The following is a 26,128-nucleotide window of genomic DNA, read 5'->3' as shown; positions in this document are numbered from 1 at the left end:
TTGTCAGCCGTCAGCCAAGTTTTCTAAAAGATTTTACCCAGAGAAGTGCTGGAACTCCAACCTAAAAATATGTATAATGAAAGGAAATACTCTGGCAATGTTCGGAAGAGGTAATGCAAATGGAAGGATCTTTTCTTTCAACGTTCGCAAACGCGAAGATTAATCTGGCTCTAGCCATTCAAGGAATTCGAGAAGATGGGTATCATGAGCTTCAAAGTGTCATGCAATCCATTGTATTGCACGATATTGTTCGGGTTCGTCGTCATGGAGAAACGGTTGTATGTCGTTGTGGAGCATTAAGCGGCCCTAGGAATTTGGCTTATATGGCTGCGGTAGAGTTTTTAGAACTATGTGGACAATCCGAAGGAATTGAAATTGAGATCGAGAAAAATATTCCGATTCAAGCCGGATTAGCTGGAGGGAGTACGGATGCGGCGGCAACCCTGAGATTATTAAATCAGCTCTATGGAGAACCGTTGAGTAAGAAGGAGCTTCTTGCACTAGCGAGCAGGTGTGGGGCAGATGTCGCATTCTGTTTACAGGGTGGAACGATGTGGGCTACTGGACGGGGCGAGCGCCTTGAACAATTGCCCTCAGCTCCCAAAATGAATCTTGTTCTAATTAAACCAATTGATGGGGTGAATACCAGGGAAGCTTACCGTCAGTTTGACTTGGGAGGACAGGGAGGATTGTTAAGGAAAATGGATTGGGAAAAGGCTCTAAGCGGGAATTCGGTTCAGAAAATCGCCGAATTGCTATATAACGATCTTGAGCCGGCCTCGATTCAACTAGTTCCTAATATCCTCGAATATAAGCAGAGTTTACTCGACTCAGGGTGTTATGGAGCATTAATGTCTGGCAGCGGCTCGAGTGTATTTGGGATTGCTCAAGGAGAGCAACACGCCATGCAAGTAGCGGAGAAGTTGAGAAAAAAGGGTTTTAAATATGTTTGGGTGACGAATACTATTTGACAGTAATTGTTTGAAAGGGGATAGTTTGGTGGAGAAACGATTGTTACCGGTAATACTCGATGGTTATAAACCGCTGCGGGAGATTGTTTTTGAATCTATGCGGGAGGCTATTTTGAGCGGCGTTCTCCAACCGGGAGAGCGGTTAATGGAAATTCAGCTGGCTGAAGAAATGGGAGTTAGCCGAACCCCGGTCCGTGAAGCAATTCGAAAATTAGAACTTGAGAATTTTGTTGTAATGATTCCCCGCAAGGGTGCCTACGTAGCCGGCGTTTCGTCGAAAGATGTTGCTGATGTTTTTGAAATCCGATCTGCTCTTGAAGGATTGGCTGCAGGACTCGCAGCCGAACGTATTACGGAGGACGAATTGGAACAAATGGAAAGGGTCTTGTTTTATAAAGCCGGCGAGGGAGAACTGGACTTAGAACAGATTGTAAAGTCTGACACAGATTTTCATGCCTTAGTCTATAGCGCGAGTCGCAATGAACGTTTGATTCAAATTTTAGCGAACTTAAGAGAACAGATTCAACGTTTTCGCGCCACTTCTTTAGCTGTTCCAGGACGAAATAAACTTGCTATTGAGGAGCATCGAATGATTGTTGAGGCTTTAAGAAATCATAATAGCGAGGAAGCTCAATCTTTAGCGATGGCACATATTGTTACTGCAGAGAATGTTATGTTCGATGTACTCAGTATAAAGAATGATCCGGACAAGGTGGATTAAAAAACGTGGAAAAGATGAAAAGAGCGGAACGGATGGTAGCCATCACTCAAGTGTTGATGTTAAAACCGAATGTCCTGACTCCGTTAACTTTATTTGCAGAACAGTTTCGAACGGCTAAGTCTACAATTAGTGAGGATTTGATGGCTGTCAAGGGGAGCTTACTCCATTCAGGGCACGGTCATCTCGAAACCATTTCAGGGGCAGCCGGAGGAGTGCGTTACATTCCAGAGATCTCTAGAAAAGAAGCAACACAAGTCCTTAGTTCACTGGCTGAACGACTGAACGATAAGGAGCGAATTCTTGCCGGGGGCTTCCTGTATATGACCGACTTATTGTTCGATCCCTCAATTTTGCGGCCGTTAGGTTTAATTTTTGCTGGTGCTTTTCGAGATAAGAAGCCTGATGTAGTAGTTACTATCGAAACAAAGGGGATCCCTTTGGCCCTTGTTACAGCTGAGGCATTAGGACTTCCTATGGTAGTCATTCGCAGTGGCAACAAAGTTACGGAAGGTTCTTCAGTCAGTATTAATTATGTTTCTGGATCATCTCGGCGTATTCAAACTATGTCGCTTTCTCGAAGGGCCTTAGAACCTCAGCAACGTGTTCTGATTATTGACGATTTCATGAAAGCTGGCGGGACGGCGTTGGGAATTAAAAACTTGATGGAAGAATTTGAAGCAGACGTTGTCGGAATTGGGATTTTGGTAGAAGCTCAAATAACGGCAGAGCCTAAGCTCGTTGAAGGGTATTTGTCTTTGTTGCAACTCAAGGAACTAAATCCATATTCAGGAAAGACAACGGTTGTTTCTGTTTTTTAGTTTATACAAATGAAATAAGATATTTTTATTATTAATAGAAATTTTCCTAAAATTGAAGCAGGATTTTTTTACCATACAGAGAATATTATTATGAATAGCCCCGGAAAGTGGAAGGGTGGTGAATTCATAATGAATATTACCGATGTGCGGGTTCGGAAGATTAATACAGAAGGAAAGATGAAAGCGGTGGTCTCGGTAACCTTTGATAATGCTTTTGTCGTCCATGATGTCAAAGTCGTTGAGGGTATGAATGGTATTTTTGTAGCGATGCCTAGCCGTAAAACTCCTGAAGGGGAATTTCGTGATATCGCCCATCCCATTTCAGCTGTTGCACGAGAAGTAATTCAAACTGCTGTTTTGAAAGCTTATCAAGAAGCTATTTGAAGAGCTTATTTAGATATTTTAGGCGTGCTAAAGGGGACCTTGCAGTTAGGTCTCTTTTAGCACGCCTAAAAACTTAGGTTAAAGGAAATTTTTGATAAAGCATCTTTAATACTTTCTGCCTAATAAAAAAGGATTCTTTCCTAATTTGGCGAATAAACAATTTTTAGGTATAAAAACGGCTAATGAAATCTTAGTTGCGCTTATGCCATCCGAAAGTTATACTTTACGGGTATATAAAATAAGTAGAGGTTAAACTAGAGCTGGAGGCGAATTAGATTATGTCTAATTTGGTAGCGGTGATCATGGCGGCAGGAAAAGGCACAAGAATGAAATCTAAGTTGCCGAAAGTCATGCATTCATTGGCTGGAAAAACTCTCATTGAACATGTCTTAGATATAGTGGGCCGAGCTGGAGTTGACCGCTCCCTAGTTATCGTAGGGCATGGTCGAGAGGGTGTTGAAGCCCTTATAGAGAATCGAGCGGAGATTGTCGTTCAGACAGAACAGCTTGGTACTGGGCATGCTGTTCTGCAAGCTATGCCTTATTTAGAGGGTGAACAGACCGTTCTTGTCTTAAGCGGGGATCAACCGTTGCTCAAATCTGAGACTCTAAATGAACTTGTTAAGTTGCATCAAGCGCAAGGGGCTAGCGCAACAGTCTTAACATCCTATATGGAACAACCCTTTGGTTACGGTAGGATTATTAAAAAGGGTGAGAAACTCGTTAGAATTGTCGAGGAAAAGGATGCTGCGCCAGATGAACGGGAAATTAAGGAGATTAACACTGGAACATATTGTTTCAAGGGGTCTGCACTTAGAGATGCTCTGACAAAAATTACTACTCAGAACGCACAAGGGGAATACTATTTAACGGAAGTTTTTGATGTTTTACTAAAGCATGAAAAAAAAGTATTGACGTATCGTACTGTGAACTCCCAAGAAGCATTAGGAATTAATAGTCGAGGTCAATTAGCTGAAGCTGAAGGAATTGTTCGGAAAAACATTCTGGAGCATTGGATGTCTGAAGGAGTTACGATTGTAGATCCCGCCTCAACCTTTATCGATGCAGAAGTAATATTGGCTCAAGACGTTACGATTCTGCCATTTACAAGGTTAGTGGGGAAAACAAAGATCGAAGAGGATTCAGTGATCGGTCCCCAGACAAATATAGAGAATTGTACGGTTGGACGCGGTTCTGAAGTAACCTTCTCTGTTGCCAGAGATGCGGTGATCGGAGAATGTTGTCATATTGGTCCTTTTAGCTATTTAAGACCAGGCACAAAACTGGATGCAAGAGTAAAAGTAGGGGACTTCGTTGAAATCAAAAACAGTTGGGTTGAAATGGGGGCAAAAATTCCCCATTTGAGTTATATTGGAGACACACATGTTGGGAAATCCGCGAATATTGGAGCGGGCACAATTACCTGTAACTATGACGGGGTTAACAAACATCACACTAAAATTGGAGATCATGCTTTCATCGGCAGTAATACAAATTTAGTTGCTCCACTTGAAGTGGGGGAATATGCCGTTACGGGTGCTGGATCTACTATTACAAAGAATGTTCCAGCAAAGGCCTTGGTCGTTGAACGGAGTCAACAAGTGGTCAAGGAAAATTGGCATCGCGAAAAGATAAAATAGGGGGCAGAAAGAGGCATGGCAGCAAAAGAATTTAAAATTTTTTGTGGGAATGCTAATCGTCCATTGGCACAAGAAATTGTAGACTATTTGGGAGTACCGCTAGGTGAAGCAAAGATTAAACGTTTCCAAGACGGAGAGACTTGTCTTGCCATAGATGAAAGCGTTCGGGGGGCGGATATTTATGTTGTTCAACCTACCTGCCATCCCACGAATGATAACATCATGGAATTATTAATTATGATTGATGCTATTCGCAGGGCTTCAGCGCGTCGTATTACTGCAGTGATGCCATATTACGGTTATGCTCGTCAAGAGCGCAAGACCAGAGCTCGTGATCCCATTACGGCAAAGCTGATGGCAAATCTAATTACAACCGCGGGAGCGGATCGTGTGGTAACAATGGACTTACACGCTCCAGCAATCCAAGGATTTTTTGATATCCCGCTTGATCACTTGCCTGGTGTCCCAATTCTGGCAGAATATTTTAGAGAAAAAGGCCTGGAAAACATTTGTGTTGTTTCTCCTGATTTAGGTGGAGTTACACGCGCCAGAGACCTGGCTGAACGAATTGGCGCTACGCTTGCTATTATTGATAAGCGGAGACCGGAAGCCAATGTTTCCGAAATAATGCATGTCATTGGCGAGCTGAAGGGCAAAACCGTGATTATGATTGACGACATAATCGATACGGCAGGAACTATTACCCAAGGGGCCCAAGCTCTTGTTGATCGAGGCGCGAAGGAAGTATATGCCTGTTGTACTCACCCGGTATTATCCGGACCTGCTGTCGAACGTTTAGCTAATTCTGTTATTCGGGAGCTCGTTGTGACGAATACGATTCCCTTAACCCAAGAGAAAGTAATTCCTCAGATTAAAGTATTATCCGTTGCTCCACTCTTAGGTGAGGCTATTGTTCGCATTCATGAGGATCTTTCGGTGAGCAAACTTTTCAGCTAAAGAGAACTTGCTGGCCTCAAGCCCATTGGATGGTCGAGTGTCCTTGCGGCCAAGGACTTATGCTTCCAGAGAGTTACGTTTCTGATTAGTGTAAAAAAGGCCCCCGGGGTGTTACCCCAGGGGGTCTTTAGTTGTAGGTATTTTAGAAACAGTCTGTTCAGTGGGTGAGATACCTTCGGTTTCAGGAAAGATGATGGCAGCCTTCTCTGGAGCAGGTTGAGGTTTAACTCTTTCTTTCTTAAAGTAATTACTGATGGTGTGAGTTGTTTCTGAGGCCAGGTTAGATGTTGTGTGAATCAGATTTTTAAATGAATCACTGAGTCCTTTGTCAGACACGGTTAGTGCATTTTCGCTTCCTTTTTGGATTACAATAACATCATGGCCGATCGTAGTAATGTATTCTGCTGAAATCCATGCCTTACCATTTAGAAATCCTTCGAGTTTACCACCTGAGATTTCGATTTGAGTTATTTTTCCGGTACTTGGATCGACGTAGTATTCGTCGGCAGTTCCAAGGGTTTTTCCTGTTTCCGTGACCATTTTTGTTCCGATAATGGTCAGTTTTTCTTTGACCAAATCTAACAATTCAGGTAAGCTGGAGGACTTTTCAACGTGAGATTCCTTGTCAATGGTAATTGCGTCATCGCCTACGCTGACAACTTTAGAATAGGGGATAATGCGCTGATCCTTAAAAAAGCCTTTAGGGTCTACGACGATTGCAGCAAGGGACTTTGTACCAGCATTTAGAATTAGGCTTTTTACATACCCTAGTTGTTGCCCTTCCTGAAGGGAAATGATAGGTAATGACAAGAATTTACGGCTGGGTTTCATAGTTCACCCCCTTTATTTAGTCTTGATCCGTTTTCTATTCTTAAAAGAATGTATTCACTGCATCGAATGAATATGCTTTGGAGGTGATTAGAATGAAGGTTATTGTTGGTCTTGGGAACCCCGGCTCTCAATATGAAGAGACGCGCCATAATATTGGTTTCTTGCTGGTTGATCTGCTGGCAGAAGTTCATAAGTTGCAATTTCGTGCAAAGTTTCAGGGATTATTGGCAGAGGGGAATATTGAGGGGGAACGGCTATTTCTTTTAAAGCCTCAAACATTTATGAATTTGAGCGGCCGTTCGGTGAGTGAGCTTATTCATTTTTACAAAATTGCTCAAGAGGATGTATTAATAGTTCAAGATGATATGGATTTGCCGCTTGGCAAAATCCGTCTGCGTGATCAGGGAAGTGCAGGTGGACATAACGGAATCAAATCCATTCAAGCGGAATTAGGATCGGAAAAATTATGGCGGCTGAAGTTGGGGATAGGTCGTCCGCCAAAAGAGTGGGACCCGGCACGCTACGTGCTCGCTCCCTTCGTGGAAGATGAATTTGCTTTGTTAGATGATGTATTAGGGCGTGCGGAAAAGGCGAGCTATTTATGGATTAAAGGGGAATTTGAGCGGGCTATGAACTTATACCATCGTTAGGTTGAGTATAACCTCCTGTGCTAGGGGTAATTCTACTAGCAAAGGGAGGTGATTACAGGATGAAAATATTTAAAGTCTGCCATGCTTGTGATCGAATTATCGGAGAGATTGAGTTAGATGACTTGACCAGCAATAACACGGATCCTATAATGGATATCATTGGAAACGTGGCATACGCGCTTTGTACAGATTGTCTTAATGACATGAAAACAGAGCCTTGTAACGTATATCATTAATGGAAGGCTTGGCATTGGTCTTTAAAATGGCAAGCAATGACTAGACCGGGATCAATATCGATGAACGCCGCCGTGACCCTTATTTTGGCTTTAGGGGCAGGCGAATGGGGGGCCATACGGACGTTCATCTTTTTAATTACCCGAAAGGATGGACATTTTGAATACTATTCACAGTTATCTTCGTCGGGGGCTCGATATTAAGGAGATTAATCAGTCCTTAAGCCATGGAGAGTGGCCCCAAATGATTTATGATTTAACGGGAAGCCAAAAGGCAGCCTTTGTCGCTCAGCTTTTCCAAAAGTCTAAACCAGGGTTGATTTTAACTTATTCGGAGGAGCAGGCTCAAAAGTGGGCCAATGATTTGCGTACTTGGTGTAATGATCAAACCATTCTGCATCTGCCGACAACGGAATGGCTTCCATTTGAAATATTGGGCAAAAGCAGAGAAACAACCGCAGAAAGAATTCGTGTTTTAAATCAGCTGGCTCACGATCGGAAGTGTACTGTGGTTGCCTCTGTTCTCGCTGTAGAACGACGGTTATTTTCAGTCGATAGATGGAAAAAATTTACACTCGCCTTTGAAATAGGGCAAAAATATAACTTGTCTGAAGTGCTGTCTTTATTAACTACTGGAGGGTACGAACGGATCGAGACGGTTGAAGGGCAAGGTCAGTTTGCCTTAAGAGGAGGGATCTTGGACATTGCCCCCTTGGATGGGGAAGCGGTGCGGATTGAGTTTTTCGATGATGAAGTTGATTCCATTCGAACCTTTGATTTGGGAACGCAGAAATCAACCAGTTCCCAGAATAAGGTCTTGATATCTCCAGCTATGGAATATATCGTAACTAAGGAAGAACTTGGAGAAATGCGCTTTGCAATTCGGGCGGAAGCTCGTAAAACAACAGGTCGTCTTCAACGTTCGGGGAGAAAAGTAGCTGCTGAACGATTACAAAATAAAGTTGATTTATTAGTGGAACGACTTGAACAGGGTATTTTAGACGAAAATGTTTATCCCTTCTTAAGCTTAGTAAATACTCCGCTCGTTCCATTTTTCTCATATCTTACTGACGACCATTTTGTGGTTTTAGATGAGCCGCTTCGTTTAAAGGAACAATTAGAGTTTCAGGCCAATGAACGCTTACTTGAATTTACGCAGCAATTGGAAAACGGTGAGGGAGTTGTTCATCCCGAGTCGCAATTTATTGTCTACGAGGAGTTATTAAAGCATGGTGAACATCACCCCTTGATTGGGCTTTCAACTCTGTTGAGGCAGGCTCCTGGGCTTTCTCCGAAGAGGATATTTAACCTTAACGCTCGACCGTTAACGGGTTTCATGGGAAAGACAAGTAAATTGGTTGATGAGATTGTACATCGTAAGGATGCCGGCAATGTGGTAGCATTATTTGTCGGGGATGAAGATCATGTTGAACGATTAATTCAGGGCTTAAAGGATCGTGGAGTGACAGCATCTCGTAAGGAACTTCTGGATCCGATTGAGGAAGGAAATGTTTATATCTATCCATTTTCGCTTGATCAAGGATTTGAGTTGCCGCTCGGCAAACTAGTTATTCTTACCGAGACAGAAATCTATAAACGAGAGAGTAAGGCGATTGGCAAGAAGCCTAGTGCTCCTGCCCAAAAGAATATATTTATTGCGGACCTTAAACCCGGGGACTTTGTGGTGCATGTCCATCATGGAATCGGTCAATTTACTGGCATAGAGCGGCTGGAAGTGGGCGGTATAGCTAAAGACTATTTTGGAATTCGCTATGCCGGGGAAGACCGACTCTATGTTCCTTTAGATCAGTTGCATCTCCTGCAGAAGTATTTAGGGAGTGCTGGTGAAACCCTGCCTAAGCTTTATAAACTCGGGGGATCTGAGTGGTATAAAGTTAAGCGGAAAACGCGAAGTGCTGTCAAGGAAATGGCTATTGATTTGGTAAAGTTATATGCTCAAAGGGAGGCCGTCCAAGGTTTTGCTTTTTCTCAAGATAATGTCTGGCAAACTGAATTTGAGGAGAAGTTTCCTTATGTTGAAACCCCGGATCAAATTCAGAGTATTGAAGATGTGAAAAAAGATATGATGCGCTCACGTCCCATGGATCGGTTACTCTGTGGAGATGTGGGGTACGGTAAAACCGAAGTTGCCCTTCGGGCAGCCTTTAAAGCTGTGATGGACAGCAAGCAAGTGGCGGTACTTGTTCCTACAACTATTTTGGCTCAGCAACATTTTAATACTTTCAAAGAACGTTTTATCGGGTATCCGATTACCATCGAAATGCTGAGTCGTTTCCGTTCTCAGAAAGAGCAAAAGGAAATAATTCAGGGCCTAAAGGAAGGGCGAATTGATGTTATTGTTGGGACGCATCGCATTCTCTCAGAAGTAGTTAAATTTAGTGATTTAGGCTTATTGGTAATCGACGAGGAGCAACGTTTTGGGGTTGCGCACAAGGAAAAGTTAAAAACGTTAAAGGGGAATGTGGATGTATTGACATTGTCTGCAACTCCGATCCCGAGAACTTTACATATGTCGCTCGTGGGCGTTAGAGATATGAGTGTCATTGAGACCCCGCCCGAAGGTCGTTATCCTGTGCAAACGTACGTTACTGAATTTAGAGCCGATGTGGTACGCGAGGCAATACGGCGTGAGATCCAACGCGGAGGGCAAGTGTTTTATGTTCATAATCGAGTTGAGGATATGGACAAGGTTACTAATTTCTTGAGTCAATTAGTTCCTGAAGCGAGGTTCGGGGTTGCCCACGGACAAATGCGTGAGAGAGAATTGGAACGGGTTATGCTAGATTTTTTAGAACACGAGATGGATGTTTTAGTCTCCACCACTATTATCGAAACAGGCCTTGATATGCCCAACGCGAATACTCTGATTATCGATGAAGCTGATCGTTTCGGGTTGTCTCAACTCTATCAACTGCGAGGGCGCGTCGGGCGTTCCAATCGTAAAGCGTATACGTATCTTTTATATAAACCTCAAAAGGTTCTCACGGAAATTGCAGAAAAACGTCTGGCGGCAATACGAGAATTTACAGAGTTTGGAGCGGGATTCAAAATCGCCATGCGTGATTTAGAGATTCGTGGTGCAGGGAACTTAATTGGCGCTCAGCAGCATGGGCATTTATCTGCAGTAGGATTTGAAATGTATAGTCAGATGCTCAAGGAAGCGGTCCAGGAACTCCGTGGAGAAAAGCTCGAAGAGATTGTCGAGCCGAGCATTGAGCTTCAAGTTGATGCCTTCTTGCCGGATGCCTACGTTGCGGATAATCAAACCAAGGCATCATTATACCAAAGGCTGGCTATGGTGCGAAATGAGGATCAACTCAGTGAGATGGTGGATGAACTGTTGGATCGTTTTGGAACCCCTCCACGTGAAGTCGAGCATCTGATTGAAATTATTCGAATAAAATTACTGGCAAGTTCGTTGAAAATCGAACAAATCCAACAAGCCAAACAAAATGTCAGCCTTCGTTTCTTGGCAAATATCAATTTCCTAACGGGAGAACATTTGATGTCTGCAGCTTCAGCTTCCCCCTATCCATTGTCGTTTAGAACTATGCAAAATGGAAATCTAGAGTGCAAGGTTCGTATCCGTACGCTTGACCAAGAAGTGGCTATTAAGGCTGTCCACAGGGTACTTTCGACATTTTGCGACATTGCTTCAAGGACAACTCCTTGATATACTATTCCCATGTCTAATTGAAAGGGTGTGTCTATATTGAAAAAGTCCCGCGTGGGGTTAATTTATGGAGTCCTGGCGTTGATGTTTGTGACCACGGGGTGCTCTTCGCTGGTTGGCGGTAAATGGGCTGTTAAAGTTAACGAAAGTTCGATTTTAGTAAAAGATTATGATGCCCGCGTTACTGAAGCACAAAAAATTTATGAAAAACAAGGTATGAAATTTGACACTGATCAAGGAAAGCAAGCATTGCCTCAAATCAAAAACCAATTATTAGATCGTATGATAGAAGGGGAACTGATTGCTCAAGAGGTTAAGAAGCTTGGACTTGATCCGGAGGATGCCAAAGTAAAAGAGCAAGAAGATATTATTAAAAAGAATATGGGCGATGAAACAACATTTCAAGATACACTGGTACAGCAGGGTATGACAGAACCTCAATTAAGGAATTTTTTGGCAGTATATGAGAAGGTCACTAGTGAGGTGAAGGTGAGCGATGATGATATAAAGAATTTTTATGATCAAAATATTTCGTATTACAGTCAGCCCGAAAGTGTAAAAGCACGGCATGTTTTGGTTAAAACCGAAGATGAAGCTAAGGCAATTATAGCGCAACTTAGCACGGGAGTTAATTTCGAACAACTTGCGAAAGAAAAGTCCATTGAGCCCGGGGCAAACGAGTCTGGCGGTGATCTGGGAACGTTTACTAAAGGGAAAATGGTTCCTGAATTTGAAGCTGCAGCCTTTGCTCAAGAAGTGGGTACCTTTTCGACAGCTCCTGTAAAAACAGAATTTGGTTATCATGTTATCAAGGTTGAAGCTCACACACAGGCGTCATCACCAGACTTCGCGAAGGTGAAAGATCAAGTGGGGCAAGACGCATTAAATCAGGCAAAAGACACCAAGTTTCAGACGTATTTTGACGACCTTCGTAAAAATGCAAAAATAGAGTATTCTCAAGGATATAAGCCAGAAAGTTAATAAAACGAACGTAAGAGGGCATTTAGAAAATGCCTTCTTATATTTTACCTTGGAAAATAATGAATAATTGGCAAAGTCTAGATATATACTATCATTGAATTTAGCTCGCAAAAGGACAAGACGAAATATGTTTTCGGGAACGACAAAAGGAGGAATGTACGTCTATGAAAGCAACAGGTATAGTAAGAAGAATTGATGACCTCGGTCGTGTCGTTATTCCAAAAGAAATTCGTCGGACTCTTCGTATTCGAGAAGGAGATCCGTTAGAGATTTTTGTGGATCGGGAAGGGGAAGTAATATTAAAGAAATATTCTCCTATCCGTGAATTGGGAGAGTTTGCAAAGGAATATGCTGATTCTTTATTCGAAGCTACTGGGCATATTACTTGTATCGCAGACAGAGATACGATCATTGCAGTCGCGGGTGCGTCAAAGAAAGAGTATCTAAATAAAGCGATAGGACCAGCTATTGAACAAGCTATGGAAGAAAGAAAAACTATTCAAATAGGCGTTGCAGGAGAACATACCTCCTGTAAAAGTTGCCCTGAAAATGAGGATGAAGATTGTAAGGTTACCAGTGAAGTTGTTGCACCGATTATTTCACAAGGAGATCCAATAGGTGCAGTGATCCTAATGTCCAAAGATTTAAATATGAAGATGGGTGAATTGGAGGTCAAGTTAGTTGAAACTGCCGCAGGTTTCTTAGCAAAGCAGATGGAACAATAAACATTAGCAAAGCAATACATAATAAAGCGGTCCTGCCGCTTTATTTTTTATACTCGACAGTTGGGGCGCCTTGCCGTCCACGGTGGTACTCTAATTTCGAATGTCCCAGCCACTCTTCCTTTCTATACCCGTTAGGCAGTTTGTGGTAAACTATTTTAGGAGGTGATACCTAAATGTCTGCGTGTCTTCATGTAATTGGGTTAGGTCCTGCCGGCCTAGACCAGCTAACCCTTGGAAACTATCGGCGTATATGCAGTGCAAAGAAAATCTTTGCGCGTACAGCCCAGCATCCTTGCGTTCAAGAATTAATGGCTGAGGGTGTAAGTGTCGAATCATTTGATGAAATCTATGCTGCAGAAACTTCCTTTGAGGCGGTATATGAAAAGATCACAGAGCAATTACGTAACGAATTAAAAAAGAGGGCTGAGGTCATCTATACAGTACCGGGTCATCCCATGGTTGCAGAAAGGACCGTACAACTTATTGCGGAAAGACTTGCTCCAGAATATAACGTTGTGATTCATCCGGCGATGAGCTTTGTGGATGAGATTTTCAGAGTCTTGAAGTTCGACCCTATCGATGGAGTGTCAATACGAAACTATGATGCCCTCAAAGATGTTGAACTAACAGGGCGGGAATGGCTTGTTATTCCTCAAGTTTATAATAAGTTAATCGCCTCAGAGGTCAAATTAGATCTTATGAATGCCTATCCAGATGATGCATGGGTATATGTAGTCCAGGCTTTGGGAACTAAATTAGAACACGTGGACAAGCTTCCGCTTTACGAGATGGACCATGGAGACTTCGATCATTTAACGACGATTGTTTTGCCTCCCAACTCAGAGGTTATCTCTTTTTATAAGTTGGTGAAAGTTATGAGGACTTTGCGTGCAGAAGGAGGGTGTGCATGGGATAGAGAACAAACACATGATACGTTAAAGCAATATCTGATTGAAGAAAGCTATGAAGTTCTTGAAGCAATCGAAAAAAAAGATATGTATAATTTGTGTGAAGAGTTGGGAGACTTATTATTGCAAGTAGTTTTTCATGCTCAGATCGCTACTGAGGCCAGTATTTTTGAACTTCAAGATGTATTGCGCGGGGTTATTCAAAAAATGATTCGCAGGCATCCCCATGTTTTCGGCGAAGAGCAGGCTGAAACTGCAGATGATGTCATCCTTACTTGGGATAGAATTAAGCTGAAAGAGAAGGAGAGCGATAAGAGAAGAGACTTCTTTAATGATCCCAAGGGGTTGCCGTCACTTATGTGGGCCGCGTCAACTCAACGCAGAGTTGCCAAGACAGGGTTTGACTGGTCAGATATCGAGGGGCCTTGGGGTAAGGTTAAAGAGGAATTACAAGAGCTGGAGGGTGCTTTAACTGATGGGATTGGGATCCGTGAAGAACTAGGTGATTTATTGTTCTCCATCGTTAATCTCGCTAGATTTTTAAAGCTTGATACTGAAGAGGTTTTAAGGGACACTATACATAAGTTTCAGAAACGTTTCCTAAAAATGGTTGAATTAAGCGAGAAAAATGATGTGGATTTTGGGCAACTTTCCCTTGATGAAATGGATATTTTTTGGGAAAAAGCAAAATCCCAAGAAAAAAGTGGCAATAAGGTGTAATATAATCTAAAAAAAGCAGGAGATTGGTTATTTATCGCGAAATATAATTTACGTAGTAGATCAGTTATTTAGGAGGGACTCATTTTGAATAAGGCTGAATTAGTTAGCGCAGTTGCGGAGAAGGCCGACATGTCCAAGAAGGATGCTGAAAAAGCAGTAAAAGCTGTTTTTGAAGTGATCGAGGAATCGTTGGCACAAAGTGAAAAAGTCCAACTAGTTGGTTTTGGGACATTCGAAGTTAAAGATCGTGCAGCACGGACTGGAAGAAACCCACAAACGAAGGAAGAAATCCAAATTCCTGCGGCTAAGGTACCCGGCTTTAAGGCAGGTAAAGCTCTCAAGGACGCGGTACAAAAATGAGTCTTCGGACTGGTGATAAAGTCAGGTTCCATTCTGGAACCTGACTTTGTATATCTGTGAAAGTTTAACTATTTGAGATTTTAAGGCGGGGTTGGTATGCGAATTGATAAATATTTAAAAGTATCTCGACTCATTAAGCGTCGAACGGTTGCTAAAGATGTTTGTGTGGGAGAAAAAATTTCAATTAACGGAAAAGTCGCTAAACCCTCGGCAGATGTCAAGCCAGGGGACCGTATCACTCTGGAGTTTGCAAATCGTGTGATTGAAGTCCAAGTGTTATCGACTCCGAACAGTATAAAAGCTAACGAAGCGCAGACACTCTACGAATTGATTCGAGATGAACGAAAGGCAGAGTCTTAAGTAAAAGACTCTGTTTTTTTATATACCTGGGTTTCACCAAAATTAAGTTGAGGGTCGTGCACATTTTCTGGATTGCTTTTCACTAGACGTACACTCCAGCCCAGTATCATTGCGTAAGAGGCGCAAACAATGCCTCAGTGACCTTAACTCACGAACTGTTAAGGATTACTGTCCGGAGGGAGGAACTAAGCTTAGAGAGCGGGTTTTGACTGAAATCGGTAGGTACTCTAAGTACGCTCTAAGAAACTAACTCCCAAGATGTCTAAAGTACAGGCCAGCTGAATAGGGTTATATGAAGAAAAAGAGTTAGGGGGATGGGGCATGGTCGATAAAGTTGCCAAGGGACATCGCCTTGTCATGCAGAATCGGGAACTTATTGAATTGACAGGGATACTAAAAGTTCAGTCCTTTGACCCCAAGGAAATTGTTCTGGAAACAGAACTTGGGATATTGAGTGTCAAAGGAGATCAGTTAGGCATTAAATTGCTCAATCTTGAGGAAGGTTTAGTGGATCTTCAAGGGTCAGTTGGTGCTTTGATTTATCACCGAAGTTCTAGCAATGCTGCGCGTCGAGGATTTTTGAACCGTGTGTTTCGTTGAAAAGCGAACGATTCCTCCATAGCTTGAAGAGTTAAGAAAGAGAGGAGGAAGAACAATCTCAGAATTCGAGACTTTCTTTTGGGTAATCCTCGCTGGAGCAACCGTCGGTTTGGTTTTTGACTTATATCGCTCTTTTCGTCGCTGGCAAGACTTTGGACAAATTTTAACCTTTATAGGGGATGTGATTTTTTCTTTAATTTCTATAGTAATTCTTTTTTACTTTTTTGAAAGAGCTAACGCGCTAGACTTCCGCTTTTACATTATTTGGGGAAGCCTGCTGGGCTTAGGGCTGTATCTGAAAATATTTAGTGTTTTTACGTTACGTGCTTGTTTCGGATTCTACAGACTGATATCCTATCTTGCAAAACTTATTCACAGAAGCATCAAGATTCCGATTAGGGGTTTGGTAATCATAATGAGACCCCCTTATGCGATATTGCACTGGTTGAGTTTGCTTCTTTATAGAATTGGAGAAGTTATTCTTCTTAAGCGAGCCAGACGTGTTAAAAGAAGGCTCAGAAATTGGTGGAAGGGGCTTCTACCACCAAGAACGAATGGTTAAAATTTTCCAGAGGTCTTGATTCCTTAATACTGAGTGCTATAATGGAATTACCCGTTGGTTTGTAAACGGTTTGTAGACAGATTGTAGGTGATATGTCCACAATCTATCCACAATTTGTGGATAACTTTTAAGCAAGGGCGTGCCACAGTGCAACTAGAAATTCGAGGCTTGGAAAAACTTAGTTTTCGGGAACGCCAAGCAGTGATTCTCAAAGAAAGTGGAAAGTCGCTGGAAGACATCGCAAAACGACTTCATCTCAGTCAGAGTTCGGTCGCGACTCTATTAACCCGCGCAAGAAGTAAAGGGTATGAAATTGTCTGTATCATTCCGGGCGGGGAACTTGGTATAGGAGGAGAGGAATTGGATGAAGAGGGCTCGTCTGAAGAGTAACCCAAAAAATCGCCAAAGGGTCCGAATTCGTCGCAGTTCTATTCTTGTTTTGGTGGTGCTCATGGCGATAGTTGGGAGCTCAGCTTGGCAGATATGGAAACTCCGAACTCGGGTTGAGGATCAACTAGCTCAATTGAATCAAGAAAAGACCAAATTACTTCAACAGGAAAAGATTCTTAATGATGAGATTACTCGGTTGAATACACCAAGTTACATCGAACAGTTAGCCCGAGAACAGCTAGGTCTTGTTAAACAAGGCGAAATTCTCATTTCTCCCAAGAATTAGTACGCCACATTAGTCTACTTAACCTTGACAGGCATGAAATGTACTGCATATAATATAGAGTAAGTATAGATAGATCATCACAAGGAGGAGTTTGCTTCGTATGGCCATTGACGTTGGCAGTATTGTTGAAGGTGTCGTAACAGGGATCACGAACTTTGGGGCATTTATTGAATTACCGGATAGAATCACCGGACTTGTACATATCTCGGAAGTCGCTGATGCCTATGTCAAGGACGTTCGAGATTACTTAAAGGAACAAGATCATGTAAAAGTTAAGGTCATTCACGTTGATGAAAAGGGAAAAATCGGACTCTCAATTAAACAAGCAAATCCCCCTGTTCGCAATGTGAGTCGTGAACGCCGTCTTCCGCCAACAGTGTCCTTTGAGGATAAATTGGCTAAGTTTATAAAAGACAGTGATGAACGTCAGACTGAATTCCGTCGGGCCACAGACTCTAAACGTGGAGGCAGAGGATCAAGCAGATACTAGAACATAACCGCCGGAAAGGCGGTTTTTTTATTGTACTTGTACAGGAAAGTATAAAATTATTAATTTGTGGATAACTGATTTGAGCGCGTGCGACAGCACGCATTTTTATTTCAAAAAATAAAAATGCTGGCATATTTATCAGGCCCATAGTGTTATAGCGAGATTTTAGTGAGATTTACTGTGAACAACGTCGAAAGTTGCTGTGCTTTATTGACTTTACTAGACAAGCTTTGCCAATAATTTGCGTTATAATGTTTCCAATAAATGGTTAAGAGGTGACGTTATGGCAGAATGGGCAACATTAAAACTGGATCAAGGTCTGCGAAGCAGGATTTCAATTGAAAGTGCGTTTCTTCCTTTAATACTAGGGGGAGTGTTGGCGCGAGGAAGCATATTTGGGTTACATCCCTTTGGGGTAGCGTTCGGAGCAGCCTTGATACTGAGAGGAGAAAAAGGGTTTCCTTTTGGTTTGCTGGGTATTCTATTGGGTATGATTTCATTGAACGACATATCTTTCACTTTACAGGGTGTGGCTATGTTAGCCGCTTTAATGGTGATTGTGCCTTCTTTGCGTAAAAAGAAGCATCAGGGGATTTTTTTAGTTGCCATAACGACTTTGATGACAGCACTAGTCCCTTCTCTTTCTATTAGCTTCGCAAATCCTGATCTATATGCATTTCTTATAGTTGCACTTCAGGGGATAATTTCTGGAGGTTGCTCAATTATTTTTTGGTTTGCTTTATGTCATCAAGAGCCCATTTGGAGTGGGGAGTTCCAGAATGAACAAGGAATTGCTTGGCTTTTCATTCTTATTGGTGTAATTAGCGGTCTTCAAGGGGTTCAGGTTATGGGAATCAATTTCCCAATCGTCCTATTGAGTTTCTTTACGTTATTTGTATCGGAACGTTACGGAGCAGGGACGGCTGCGGGTGTAGGAGCATTACTTGGTTTTATGCCTCAATTATCGGTAAATACTCAGAATCTCATAGATGCTGGAATATACGGATTAGCCGGTTTTTGCACGGGGGCTTTTCGGCGGTTAGGTAAACTGGGAATCGGGACCGCTTTTATTTCGGTGATGCTGATACTTACCGTCTTTTTACGGCAGGAGGCAATATATTCGCAGCTCATTTCCTCTACAGTGGGTCTTTTCCTCTTTTTAATATGGCCAGGAGCAACCCCGGAAAAAGATTTCTTAAAACCTAAGGTAATTCCAGAGGTCGAGACCACGGTTTCCAAAGTCAAAGCATTGTCAGAGATTTTCGATCAAATAGCCTTAAGTTATCAAGCGGCAGAGGTAGAATCATTTGAGATACGTCCAGAAGTTCCAGAATTAATGAATGTTCTGGTTGAGCGTGTATGTCATTCTTGCCCAACAATGGATGTATGTTGGAACCGAGAGTTTTATAAAACATACCATATTTTCTTTGAACTTTTTGGATTGGTCGAAAAGCAAACAGACGTAAAGTTACAGGCCTTACCCATCGAATGGAAACGTCATTGCGGGAGATTAAAAGAGATGCTATTGGGAGTGCAGTTTATCATTGAGCAAGAGAAGAACCAAGAAACATGGCGTCGCCGCTTGCTTCTTAATCAAGAAGCATTGTCTCGCCAATTTCTAAATGTTTCGCAGGTCATAGGAAACCTGGCTAAGGAACTTCATACACAGCATAACTGGGAAGTAGTAAAACCATCGAATTTAGCCCGTCGTCGCCGCTTTTTTCTTGATGTGGGGATAACAACATTTACGAAAACCGGAAATGGAATGAGCGGGGATAATTATGCTTCTATTGCTTATTCCACAAAGGAACATGCCTTTGTTTTAAGTGATGGTATGGGTGTTGGGGAAAATGCAGCCAAAATGAGCGCGACGGCATTAACCCTCCTTGAGCAACTCCTGACAACAGGGTTCAAACCTGAAGGTGCGATCCAAGCCCTGAATTCGATTTTGGTATTGCGTTCTCCCGAAGAAAGTTTCGTTACAATTGATATGGCAATTCTTGATTTAGAGTCCACTAACTTAAAGTTAATTAAAGTGGGGGCCTCGCCCTCCTATTTAATCGGTCAAGATGGAGTAAAAGTTATTGAATCTTCAAGCCTTCCTGCGGGAATTTTAAACCAGATTGACACTCCTGTTATTGAATTGGAAATGCAGAGCGGGGAAGCCTTGGTTTTATTGACGGATGGGGTTCAAGATGTCTTGAAGGAAGGAACGGATTGGATCAAAGACTATTTAGAGAAAACGCCCTTAGATAAATCTCAAGAAATTGCAGATCTAATTGGACAGGAAGCCCGCCGTTTGAGCGGAGGGACTTTAGATGATGATGGAATAGTTTTGGTCATTAGAAAAAACTTTTGGAATCAATAATTGCGGAAAAATTTAAGATGTGAGAAACTTGCCTTAAAAGATTAGGTTTAAAGAAGGATATCAGAAATGCGTGTCGAATCAAACTATTGTAATCAAATCTGAAAATGCCCAGCACCGGGAGTTTGTTAAACCGAAAATTCCAAAAAGTTAAGTTTAGGAAATATAACCTCGGAGGTATTTTTATATTAAAAATACGTTTGTGGATATACTAATCACGTTTGATTAGTAATATTGAAGTATAGACCTACGCTTTAATAATAGTTTAACTAATGGTGCGGGTAAGCTTTCCTTTTCTAAGTTACGGGAAAGTAGAAATTTAATTAAGGGAGCGGATTTAAAAATGGCTTGGGATGCAACCAAACTTAAGGACTGGCAAATCGCCGAAGAGGCCGAAAAAAACATGCCTACTGTGGAACAATTAATCGAAACGTTGTCACTCAGAAAAGAAGAAATAATCCCATACGGAAAAACACCAAAAGTAGACTTTCTAAAAATGATGGAGCGCCTTGGAGATAAACCCGATGGTAAATATATTGAAGTAACAGCTATTACTCCAACGCCGCTCGGTGAAGGAAAAACTACGACGACTCTGGGTCTCATCGAAGGACTTGCTAAGAGAGGCAAGAACGTTGGTGGCGCAGTTCGGCAACCGTCTGGCGGCCCAACGATGAATATTAAGGGTACCGCTGCTGGTGGCGGGAATGCTCTCTTGATTCCTATGACTGAGTTTTCCCTAGGACTCACTGGTGATATAAATGATATCATGAATGCCCATAATCTCTGCATGGTTGCCCTTAATGCTCGGATGCAGCATGAAGCAAACTATACAGATGAAGAGCTTGCTAAGCGTGGCTTGAAACGCTTGGACATCGATCCTAAGAATGTTGAAATGGGCTGGGTAATCGATTATGCAGCTCAAGGCCTGAGAAATATTATCATTGGTATTGGCGGTAAAAAAGATGGCTTCCAAATGACATCTAAATTCGGGATTGCTGTTGGATCTGAGTTAATGGCAATTTTGGCTGTCGCTAAAGATCTTCCGGATCTCAGAGAGCGGATTGGCAAAATTATCGTTGCTTATAGTAAAACCGGTCAACCTGTTACCTCTAAGGACTTAGAAGTCGATGGCGCTATGACTGCTTGGATGCGTAACACGATTAATCCAACAATTTGTTACACAGCTGAAGGTCAACCTGTCATGGTTCATGCTGGTCCGTTTGCTAATATTGCTATTGGGCAATCATCCATTATTGCGGATCGGGTTGGTCTCAAAATGTTTGATTATCATGTTACGGAAAGCGGATTCGCAGCAGATATCGGATTTGAGAAATTCTGGAATGTTAAAGCTCGTTTGGGCGGTTTAAAACCGGATGTTTCCGTTCTCGTAGCAACTATCCGTGCTCTAAAAATGCATGGCGGCGGACCTGCAGTCGTACCGGGTCGTCCATTACCTGAAGAGTACACCCAAGAAAATCTTGAACTGGTTGAAAAGGGTTGCGCTAACCTGCTTCACCACCTTGGAATTATTAAAAAGTCTGGAATTGTTCCAGTTGTCTGCATTAACGGTTTCTACACAGACACCCAAGCAGAGATTGACTTAATTAAGAAAATTGTCAGGGATGCAGGAGCTCGTTGTGCTCATTCTGATCACTGGCTCAGCGGTGGAGATGGCGCTTTAGAATTAGCAGATACTGTTATGGATGCTTGCTCAGAAGAATCTCAATTCAAATGCCTCTATCCATTGGAAATGCCGTTGCGTGAACGCGTTGAGCTTATCGCTAAAGAAGTTTATGGGGCAGACGGCGTAGATTGGTCACCTGAGGCAGAAGCTAAAGCTAAGAGATTTGAATCAGATCCATATTATGCTGATTTCTCCACCATGATGGTTAAAACCCATTTGAGTTTGTCCCATGATCCCACTCTGAAAGGTGTGCCAACAGGCTGGAGATTGCCGATTCGTGATATCTTAGTATATGGCGGAGCGAAATTCCTTTGCCCAATGGCCGGAACAATCAGTTTGATGCCTGGTACAAGTTCAGACCCCGCTTACAGAAGAATTGACGTTGATACCAAGACGGGTAAAGTAAGCGGATTGTTCTAAAATGATTGGAAACTAGATTACGGAATATAAGGTTTAGGCCCTGAGCAATCAGGGCCTTTTCAATTCTGCCAAATGAAACCAGAAAAAAGGCGTGTTTGTTTTTGGATAAAGTGATAAACTAGTTGAGTTGGCAGGTTTGAAACGAGTTCTTTCAGTGGAAGATATAACTATTGACACATAATGTATGCATTGGCATGCTCTAATCTAGAACATCTTTGTTTGAGTCATAGCCAGCCATCAGTGTACAAAGGACACCGCCTGCAACCGATCTGAAAGGGGGCGCAAGATGTACGAGAAATTGCGCAAATTCATACTGCCCCAATTAATTCCTTCTGAAGCTAGAGTTATGGTTGCAGTATCCGGAGGGCCCGACTCAATGGCATTAAGTCATATTCTTTGGAGGTATGTACAAGAGGAAAGCTGCAGAGGGATTTCGCTAGTATTAACCCATGTCCATCACGGGGTTCGAAAAGAGTCGGATGAAGAAGCGGACTTAGTTCGACAGATGGCAAAGAAGTGGAATGTGCCTTGTCTAATACATCGTTTTGATGCTAAACAATACGCTAAGACTATGGGTCAATCCTTCCAAGAAGCTGCGCGGGAATGGCGCTACTCTCGCTGGAAAGAGGATATGGCAAAGGAAGGGTGCTTGCTTCTAGCCACTGCTCATCACCTAGGAGACCAAGCAGAAACCATTCTTTTCAGGTTGCTGAGAGGAAGCGGAACAGCGGGTTTAGCGGGAATGTATCCTAGTAAAGGCTCAATTATTCGCCCTTTGTTAACCTTTACAAAAGCAGATATCCTGAATTATTGTGAGAGTGAAGCAGTTCCATATGCCCTTGATCGCTCGAATGAAGAACTGGTTTATGTACGCAATCGAATTCGCTTAGATTTGCTACCAGAATTAGAGAGGAGCTACAATTCTCGTATTCAGGAAGCCTTGGGACGAACAGGAGAACTTTTGCGTTGGGATGAAGAATATTTTGACCAGCAGGTGGAGGCCGCCTGGAAACGGTATCATTATAAAAACTCTGAGGGAACTATCTGCTTAAGCCTAGACGTTTTCGAGGAGCCCGCTGCTATTCTTTCCCGTCTGTTGCGTAAGGCGGCTATGCAGGTCACCCAAGAACCCCGTGGACTTGGTTTTGCCTATGTTGCAAAGATTATGTCCTCTCAGGGTAAGCTCGGTTGGGTTCAGGATTTGCCAGGTTTGAGGGTTAAGATCTCAGAAGTGGGTTTGCAGTTTAGCCCTTCGCATATCAATAGCAGACAAAATGACGGGTTAATGGATGCTTTAAGCGAACAGCGGGGATTAAACTTAGATATACCTTTAGTCGTGGGGCAATGGACTGAAATTTCTGGCTTAAAAATGGCTATTGGCTTATTTAAAGAATGGAATCGTTCTACGCCAAATTATAGTGATAGATGTGAGAACAAGATAGCGGTTTTTAGTCGTGGCCTATTGACTCGCACTTCTGAGCAATCCTTGGTATGTCGTGTAAGGCGGGAAGGGGACAGAATGTGGTTTAAGGGTGTAGGACATAAGCCTCTTAAAAAGGTTTTTCAGGAAGCAAAAATAGCCGATAAAGAGAGAAACTGCGTGCCTTTGATCGCCATAGGGACAGAAGTTCTATGGATTCCCGGGGTTCGCCAAAGCGGACTGTATAATGGCGATTATGATGACGAAAAAATGTATTGTATTCTCACATCACTGAGCGGGTGTTCTAATTTGAATTCATTGTAAAACGCAATACCCCATGGTATAATATGAAGAATTGCTTCTCGGTGAAGCAGCTTCCTAACTAGAGAGGAGGACCATATTTGAAGGTCTTTAAGAATGCGGCAATTTATATACTAATAATTCTCATGGCGATAATGCTAATAAAGTGGTCGACCCCTCCCGTTAGTAAAGAGATTGGTTTAGATTATAACGCTTTTAAAAAGGCAGTAGTAGCGGATCAGGTTAAAAGTGTTGTTGCTGTTGTTGAAAACAATTCAACTAAATATTCCGTCACAATGAAGGATGATGAAAAACACGAGGTGATTGGACTTGCCTCAGACCCACAACTTACCACAGATTTATCCGCGCACGTTCCGTCTTTTGTCATAGAAGAGCCTCCAAAGACACCGTGGTGGGTAGGACTGCTAACCACAATGTTGCCTATTATTGTCATCGTTGGTTTGTTCTTCTTTATGATGCAGCAAAGCCAGGGTGGTGGAAACCGAGTCATGCAATTCGGAAAAAGCAAAGCACGCCTGGTTGGGGAAGATAAGAAAAAAGTGACATTTGCAGATGTTGCAGGTGCTGATGAGGTTAAAGAGGAGCTTCAAGAAGTAGTTGAATTCTTGAAGATGCCGAAGAAGTTTCATGAATTAGGGGCTAAGATCCCTACTGGTGTACTGCTGTTCGGACCTCCTGGAACAGGCAAGACTTTGCTTGCACGCGCTGTCTCTGGAGAAGCAGGTGTACCATTCTTTAGCATCAGCGGCTCAGATTTTGTGGAAATGTTCGTAGGGGTTGGGGCTTCTCGAGTTCGGGATTTGTTTGAACAGGCCAAGAAAAATGCTCCTTGCATTGTATTTATTGACGAGATTGATGCTGTGGGACGGCAACGGGGAGCAGGCTTAGGCGGCGGACATGATGAGCGGGAACAGACTCTTAACCAGCTTCTTGTAGAAATGGATGGATTTAATGGCAATGATGGGGTTATCATCATTGCGGCAACCAATAGAGCGGATGTACTTGATCCGGCACTCTTGCGTCCGGGTCGTTTTGACCGGCAAGTAATTGTCGATGTTCCGGATGTCAGAGGACGTGAAGAAATCCTTAAAGTTCATGCTAAAGGTAAGCCGATGAAGGAAGATGTTGACCTTCAGGTTATTGCTCGTCAAACATCAGGCTTCACTGGGGCAGACTTAGCAAATCTGTTAAATGAAGCGGCACTTCTTTCTGCTCGTCGCAGCGAAACCCAAATTAAGCAGCAGTCGGTGGAAGATTCGATAGAACGAGTTATTGCAGGGCCCGAGAAGAAGAGTCGTGTAATAAGTCCATTTGAGAGAAAACTGGTTTCCTATCATGAAGCAGGGCACGCTTTGTTAGGAGAGCTCCTCACTCATACGGACCCCTTACACAAGGTTTCCATTATCCCGCGTGGACGGGCAGGGGGTTATACCCTTCTTCTTCCGAAAGAAGACCGTAATTATATGACTAAATCCCAACTGCTGGACCAAGTAGTTATGTTACTTGGTGGACGCGTCTCTGAAGCGGTGGTACTTCATGAAATTAGTACTGGTGCATCTAATGACTTAGAGCGGGCCACGGGGATTATTCGAAAAATGATTACTGAATTGGGCATGTCCGAGGAATTAGGTCCACTAACCTTTGGGCACAAAGAAGAGCAAGTCTTCCTAGGCAGAGATATTTCGCGAGATCGCAGTTACAGTGATGCTGTGGCATATTCGATTGATAAAGAGGCTCGACGCATTATCGATGGTTGCTATCAGAAGGCTCAAGATCTGATTGAGCAAAATATCGAAAAACTCCATGCCATAGCTGAAGCATTAATGGAGAAAGAAACCCTTGATGTCAAAGATTTCGCAGCACTGATGGCTAAATTTGATCCTAATCCTGAGGCAGGCAAACAAGCCGAAGGCACGGTAACTCTGGAAAAGGCTGTTGAAGGTCCATTAGATAGTACAGAAACTAAAACTAAGCAAGATACTGAGTTGCCTGGCCAAATAATGGAAAAAGAGTTAGATAAAATTCAATAGTTAGAAAGAGTTTCGATTGTAGAGGAGAGAAGGAAGAATGGAACGTACATTTATTATGCTCAAGCCGGATGCAGTTCAGAGGGGATTAGTCGGAGAGGTAATTAATCGTTTTGAGAAAAAGGGCTTCAAACTTGCGGGTATGAAGTTAATTCAAGTAGATCGTGCCTTGGCGGAAGAGCATTATGCTGAACATAGGGGCAAAGGGTTCTTTGAGCCGACGGTTGGCTACATTATGTCTTCTCCGGTCGTAGCAATGGTCTGGGAAGGTAAAAACGTAGTAGCTTTGGCTCGTGAGTTAATGGGCGCAACAAATCCTGCAAATTCAAACCCGGGATCTATTCGAGGGATGTATGGGATGGATATTAGCAGAAATGTTATTCACGGATCAGACTCGGTTGCCAGTGCTGACCGCGAAATTGCCCTTTACTTTAAACCCGAAGAACTTGTTGACTATCGTAAAGCTGGCGATGAATGGCTGAGTGAATAAATAAGAAATTTAATAAGGGACGCCCGCAGGGGTGTCCTTTTTTCAAATACTAGTCAGATAGTATAACTTATGGTCATCTAGGGCCTGCTAAGTTTTCTAAAGTTGGTATTATGGAGGTGT

General features: G+C 42.7%; 25 protein-coding genes. 24 read left to right on the top strand and 1 reads right to left on the bottom strand.

Annotated elements, in window-relative coordinates:
• Positions 1 to 119 precede the first annotated feature (119 nt).
• From ispE to BUB11_RS00190, 6 genes are all read left to right on the top strand, one after another.
• Positions 120 to 971, top strand: coding sequence for a 4-(cytidine 5'-diphospho)-2-C-methyl-D-erythritol kinase (ispE, locus tag BUB11_RS00215; protein WP_073026903.1), 852 nt, complete (start codon positions 120 to 122; stop codon positions 969 to 971).
• Positions 972 to 999: 28 nt separating this feature from the next.
• A complete protein-coding gene (locus BUB11_RS00210) occupies positions 1,000 to 1,692 on the top strand; it encodes a GntR family transcriptional regulator (RefSeq protein WP_073026901.1) in 693 nt (230 codons plus the stop codon).
• 5 nt (positions 1,693 to 1,697) lie between these two features.
• Positions 1,698 to 2,510: a pur operon repressor gene (purR, locus tag BUB11_RS00205; protein WP_073026899.1), complete on the top strand. Its 813-nt coding sequence runs from the start codon at positions 1,698 to 1,700 to the stop codon at positions 2,508 to 2,510.
• A 129-nt stretch (positions 2,511 to 2,639) separates the two neighbouring features.
• Positions 2,640 to 2,894 carry a septation regulator SpoVG gene (spoVG, locus tag BUB11_RS00200; RefSeq protein ID WP_007777981.1) on the top strand — a complete coding sequence of 85 codons (255 nt, stop codon included), beginning with the start codon at positions 2,640 to 2,642 and terminating at the stop codon, positions 2,892 to 2,894.
• A 278-nt stretch (positions 2,895 to 3,172) separates the two neighbouring features.
• Positions 3,173 to 4,534 carry a bifunctional UDP-N-acetylglucosamine diphosphorylase/glucosamine-1-phosphate N-acetyltransferase GlmU gene (gene glmU, locus BUB11_RS00195; RefSeq protein ID WP_073026898.1) on the top strand — a complete coding sequence of 454 codons (1,362 nt, stop codon included), beginning with the start codon at positions 3,173 to 3,175 and terminating at the stop codon, positions 4,532 to 4,534.
• Positions 4,535 to 4,549: 15 nt separating this feature from the next.
• Positions 4,550 to 5,491, top strand: coding sequence for a ribose-phosphate diphosphokinase (locus tag BUB11_RS00190; protein ID WP_073026897.1), 942 nt, complete (start codon positions 4,550 to 4,552; stop codon positions 5,489 to 5,491).
• Between the two features lie 111 nt (positions 5,492 to 5,602).
• Here BUB11_RS00190 and BUB11_RS00185 read toward each other — a convergent pair whose 3' ends face one another.
• Positions 5,603 to 6,322, bottom strand: a complete 720-nt coding sequence (locus BUB11_RS00185; protein ID WP_073026896.1) for a PRC-barrel domain-containing protein — start codon at positions 6,320 to 6,322, stop codon at positions 5,603 to 5,605.
• A gap of 92 nt (positions 6,323 to 6,414) precedes the next feature.
• On the opposite strand from BUB11_RS00185, the gene pth reads away from it, so the two are divergent.
• The 18 genes from pth to ndk all read left to right on the top strand — a co-directional run bounded on the left by pth (position 6,415) and on the right by ndk (position 26,008).
• The gene (gene pth / locus BUB11_RS00180) at positions 6,415 to 6,972 is read left to right on the top strand and encodes an aminoacyl-tRNA hydrolase (RefSeq protein ID WP_073026895.1); all 558 of its coding nucleotides are present in this window, start codon (positions 6,415 to 6,417) and stop codon (positions 6,970 to 6,972) included.
• 59 nt (positions 6,973 to 7,031) lie between these two features.
• Positions 7,032 to 7,208, top strand: coding sequence for a hypothetical protein (locus tag BUB11_RS27700; RefSeq protein WP_200797847.1), 177 nt, complete (start codon positions 7,032 to 7,034; stop codon positions 7,206 to 7,208).
• Positions 7,209 to 7,356: 148 nt separating this feature from the next.
• Entirely contained in the window at positions 7,357 to 10,899 is a 3,543-nt protein-coding gene (mfd, locus tag BUB11_RS00175; RefSeq protein WP_073026894.1) for a transcription-repair coupling factor, read from the top strand.
• Between the two features lie 84 nt (positions 10,900 to 10,983).
• Positions 10,984 to 11,880, top strand: a complete 897-nt coding sequence (locus tag BUB11_RS00170; protein ID WP_242947451.1) for a peptidylprolyl isomerase — start codon at positions 10,984 to 10,986, stop codon at positions 11,878 to 11,880.
• Between the two features lie 164 nt (positions 11,881 to 12,044).
• Entirely contained in the window at positions 12,045 to 12,605 is a 561-nt protein-coding gene (gene spoVT / locus BUB11_RS00165) for a stage V sporulation protein T (RefSeq protein WP_073026892.1), read from the top strand.
• 173 nt (positions 12,606 to 12,778) lie between these two features.
• Positions 12,779 to 14,233 (top strand): bifunctional methyltransferase/pyrophosphohydrolase YabN, encoded by a 1,455-nt coding sequence (gene yabN / locus BUB11_RS00160; protein ID WP_073026891.1) that lies wholly within the window; start codon positions 12,779 to 12,781, stop codon positions 14,231 to 14,233.
• 84 nt (positions 14,234 to 14,317) lie between these two features.
• Complete coding sequence (locus BUB11_RS00155) at positions 14,318 to 14,593, top strand: HU family DNA-binding protein (protein WP_045574054.1); 276 nt, start codon at positions 14,318 to 14,320, stop codon at positions 14,591 to 14,593.
• 96 nt (positions 14,594 to 14,689) lie between these two features.
• The gene (locus tag BUB11_RS00150) at positions 14,690 to 14,953 is read left to right on the top strand and encodes an RNA-binding S4 domain-containing protein (RefSeq protein ID WP_073026890.1); all 264 of its coding nucleotides are present in this window, start codon (positions 14,690 to 14,692) and stop codon (positions 14,951 to 14,953) included.
• A gap of 321 nt (positions 14,954 to 15,274) precedes the next feature.
• Positions 15,275 to 15,553, top strand: coding sequence for a sporulation protein YabP (gene yabP / locus BUB11_RS00145; protein WP_073026889.1), 279 nt, complete (start codon positions 15,275 to 15,277; stop codon positions 15,551 to 15,553).
• A 55-nt stretch (positions 15,554 to 15,608) separates the two neighbouring features.
• Positions 15,609 to 16,115 (top strand): spore cortex biosynthesis protein YabQ, encoded by a 507-nt coding sequence (yabQ, locus tag BUB11_RS28995; protein ID WP_073026888.1) that lies wholly within the window; start codon positions 15,609 to 15,611, stop codon positions 16,113 to 16,115.
• A 147-nt stretch (positions 16,116 to 16,262) separates the two neighbouring features.
• Positions 16,263 to 16,505 (top strand): sigma factor-like helix-turn-helix DNA-binding protein, encoded by a 243-nt coding sequence (locus BUB11_RS00135; RefSeq protein WP_073026887.1) that lies wholly within the window; start codon positions 16,263 to 16,265, stop codon positions 16,503 to 16,505.
• Positions 16,480 to 16,791, top strand: coding sequence for an FtsB family cell division protein (locus BUB11_RS00130; RefSeq protein ID WP_073026886.1), 312 nt, complete (start codon positions 16,480 to 16,482; stop codon positions 16,789 to 16,791). Before BUB11_RS00135 ends, BUB11_RS00130 begins: the two co-directional genes overlap by 26 nt.
• A 100-nt stretch (positions 16,792 to 16,891) precedes the next feature.
• Positions 16,892 to 17,281 (top strand): S1 RNA-binding domain-containing protein, encoded by a 390-nt coding sequence (locus BUB11_RS00125; protein WP_073026884.1) that lies wholly within the window; start codon positions 16,892 to 16,894, stop codon positions 17,279 to 17,281.
• A gap of 283 nt (positions 17,282 to 17,564) precedes the next feature.
• Positions 17,565 to 19,649 (top strand): SpoIIE family protein phosphatase, encoded by a 2,085-nt coding sequence (locus tag BUB11_RS00120; protein ID WP_073026882.1) that lies wholly within the window; start codon positions 17,565 to 17,567, stop codon positions 19,647 to 19,649.
• Between the two features lie 340 nt (positions 19,650 to 19,989).
• On the top strand, positions 19,990 to 21,750 hold the full coding sequence (locus BUB11_RS00115) for a formate--tetrahydrofolate ligase (RefSeq protein ID WP_073026880.1): 1,761 nt from the start codon (positions 19,990 to 19,992) through the stop codon (positions 21,748 to 21,750).
• A gap of 286 nt (positions 21,751 to 22,036) precedes the next feature.
• Positions 22,037 to 23,494 carry a tRNA lysidine(34) synthetase TilS gene (tilS, locus tag BUB11_RS00110; protein ID WP_073026878.1) on the top strand — a complete coding sequence of 486 codons (1,458 nt, stop codon included), beginning with the start codon at positions 22,037 to 22,039 and terminating at the stop codon, positions 23,492 to 23,494.
• Between the two features lie 77 nt (positions 23,495 to 23,571).
• Positions 23,572 to 25,521, top strand: coding sequence for an ATP-dependent zinc metalloprotease FtsH (gene ftsH / locus BUB11_RS00105; protein WP_073026876.1), 1,950 nt, complete (start codon positions 23,572 to 23,574; stop codon positions 25,519 to 25,521).
• Positions 25,522 to 25,558: 37 nt separating this feature from the next.
• Positions 25,559 to 26,008 carry a nucleoside-diphosphate kinase gene (gene ndk, locus BUB11_RS00100; RefSeq protein ID WP_073026874.1) on the top strand — a complete coding sequence of 150 codons (450 nt, stop codon included), beginning with the start codon at positions 25,559 to 25,561 and terminating at the stop codon, positions 26,006 to 26,008.
• Positions 26,009 to 26,128 lie beyond the last annotated feature (120 nt).

Source organism: Desulfosporosinus lacus DSM 15449, assembly GCF_900129935.1.
Classification (GTDB): Bacteria; Bacillota; Desulfitobacteriia; order Desulfitobacteriales; family Desulfitobacteriaceae; genus Desulfosporosinus; species Desulfosporosinus lacus.
Note: the sequence above shows the minus strand (reverse complement) of the source record. Positions and strands in the feature narration are given on the sequence as shown.

Bases quoted from the DNA above. Each gene is read 5' to 3' on its own strand.
- ispE (WP_073026903.1), top strand. From the start codon at position 120: ATGGAAGGATCTTTTCTTTCAACGTTCGCAAACGCGAAGATTAATCTG.
- spoVG (WP_007777981.1), top strand. From the start codon at position 2,640: ATGAATATTACCGATGTGCGGGTTCGGAAGATTAATACAGAAGGAAAG.
- glmU (WP_073026898.1), top strand. From the start codon at position 3,173: ATGTCTAATTTGGTAGCGGTGATCATGGCGGCAGGAAAAGGCACAAGA.
- BUB11_RS00190 (WP_073026897.1), top strand. From the start codon at position 4,550: ATGGCAGCAAAAGAATTTAAAATTTTTTGTGGGAATGCTAATCGTCCA.
- BUB11_RS00185 (WP_073026896.1), bottom strand. From the start codon at position 6,322: ATGAAACCCAGCCGTAAATTCTTGTCATTACCTATCATTTCCCTTCAG.
- pth (WP_073026895.1), top strand. From the start codon at position 6,415: ATGAAGGTTATTGTTGGTCTTGGGAACCCCGGCTCTCAATATGAAGAG.
- BUB11_RS27700 (WP_200797847.1), top strand. From the start codon at position 7,032: ATGAAAATATTTAAAGTCTGCCATGCTTGTGATCGAATTATCGGAGAG.
- mfd (WP_073026894.1), top strand. From the start codon at position 7,357: ATGGACATTTTGAATACTATTCACAGTTATCTTCGTCGGGGGCTCGAT.
- BUB11_RS00170 (WP_242947451.1), top strand. From the start codon at position 10,984: ATGTTTGTGACCACGGGGTGCTCTTCGCTGGTTGGCGGTAAATGGGCT.
- spoVT (WP_073026892.1), top strand. From the start codon at position 12,045: ATGAAAGCAACAGGTATAGTAAGAAGAATTGATGACCTCGGTCGTGTC.
- yabN (WP_073026891.1), top strand. From the start codon at position 12,779: ATGTCTGCGTGTCTTCATGTAATTGGGTTAGGTCCTGCCGGCCTAGAC.
- BUB11_RS00150 (WP_073026890.1), top strand. From the start codon at position 14,690: ATGCGAATTGATAAATATTTAAAAGTATCTCGACTCATTAAGCGTCGA.
- yabP (WP_073026889.1), top strand. From the start codon at position 15,275: ATGGTCGATAAAGTTGCCAAGGGACATCGCCTTGTCATGCAGAATCGG.
- BUB11_RS00130 (WP_073026886.1), top strand. From the start codon at position 16,480: ATGAAGAGGGCTCGTCTGAAGAGTAACCCAAAAAATCGCCAAAGGGTC.
- BUB11_RS00125 (WP_073026884.1), top strand. From the start codon at position 16,892: ATGGCCATTGACGTTGGCAGTATTGTTGAAGGTGTCGTAACAGGGATC.
- BUB11_RS00120 (WP_073026882.1), top strand. From the start codon at position 17,565: ATGGCAGAATGGGCAACATTAAAACTGGATCAAGGTCTGCGAAGCAGG.
- BUB11_RS00115 (WP_073026880.1), top strand. From the start codon at position 19,990: ATGGCTTGGGATGCAACCAAACTTAAGGACTGGCAAATCGCCGAAGAG.
- tilS (WP_073026878.1), top strand. From the start codon at position 22,037: ATGTACGAGAAATTGCGCAAATTCATACTGCCCCAATTAATTCCTTCT.
- ndk (WP_073026874.1), top strand. From the start codon at position 25,559: ATGGAACGTACATTTATTATGCTCAAGCCGGATGCAGTTCAGAGGGGA.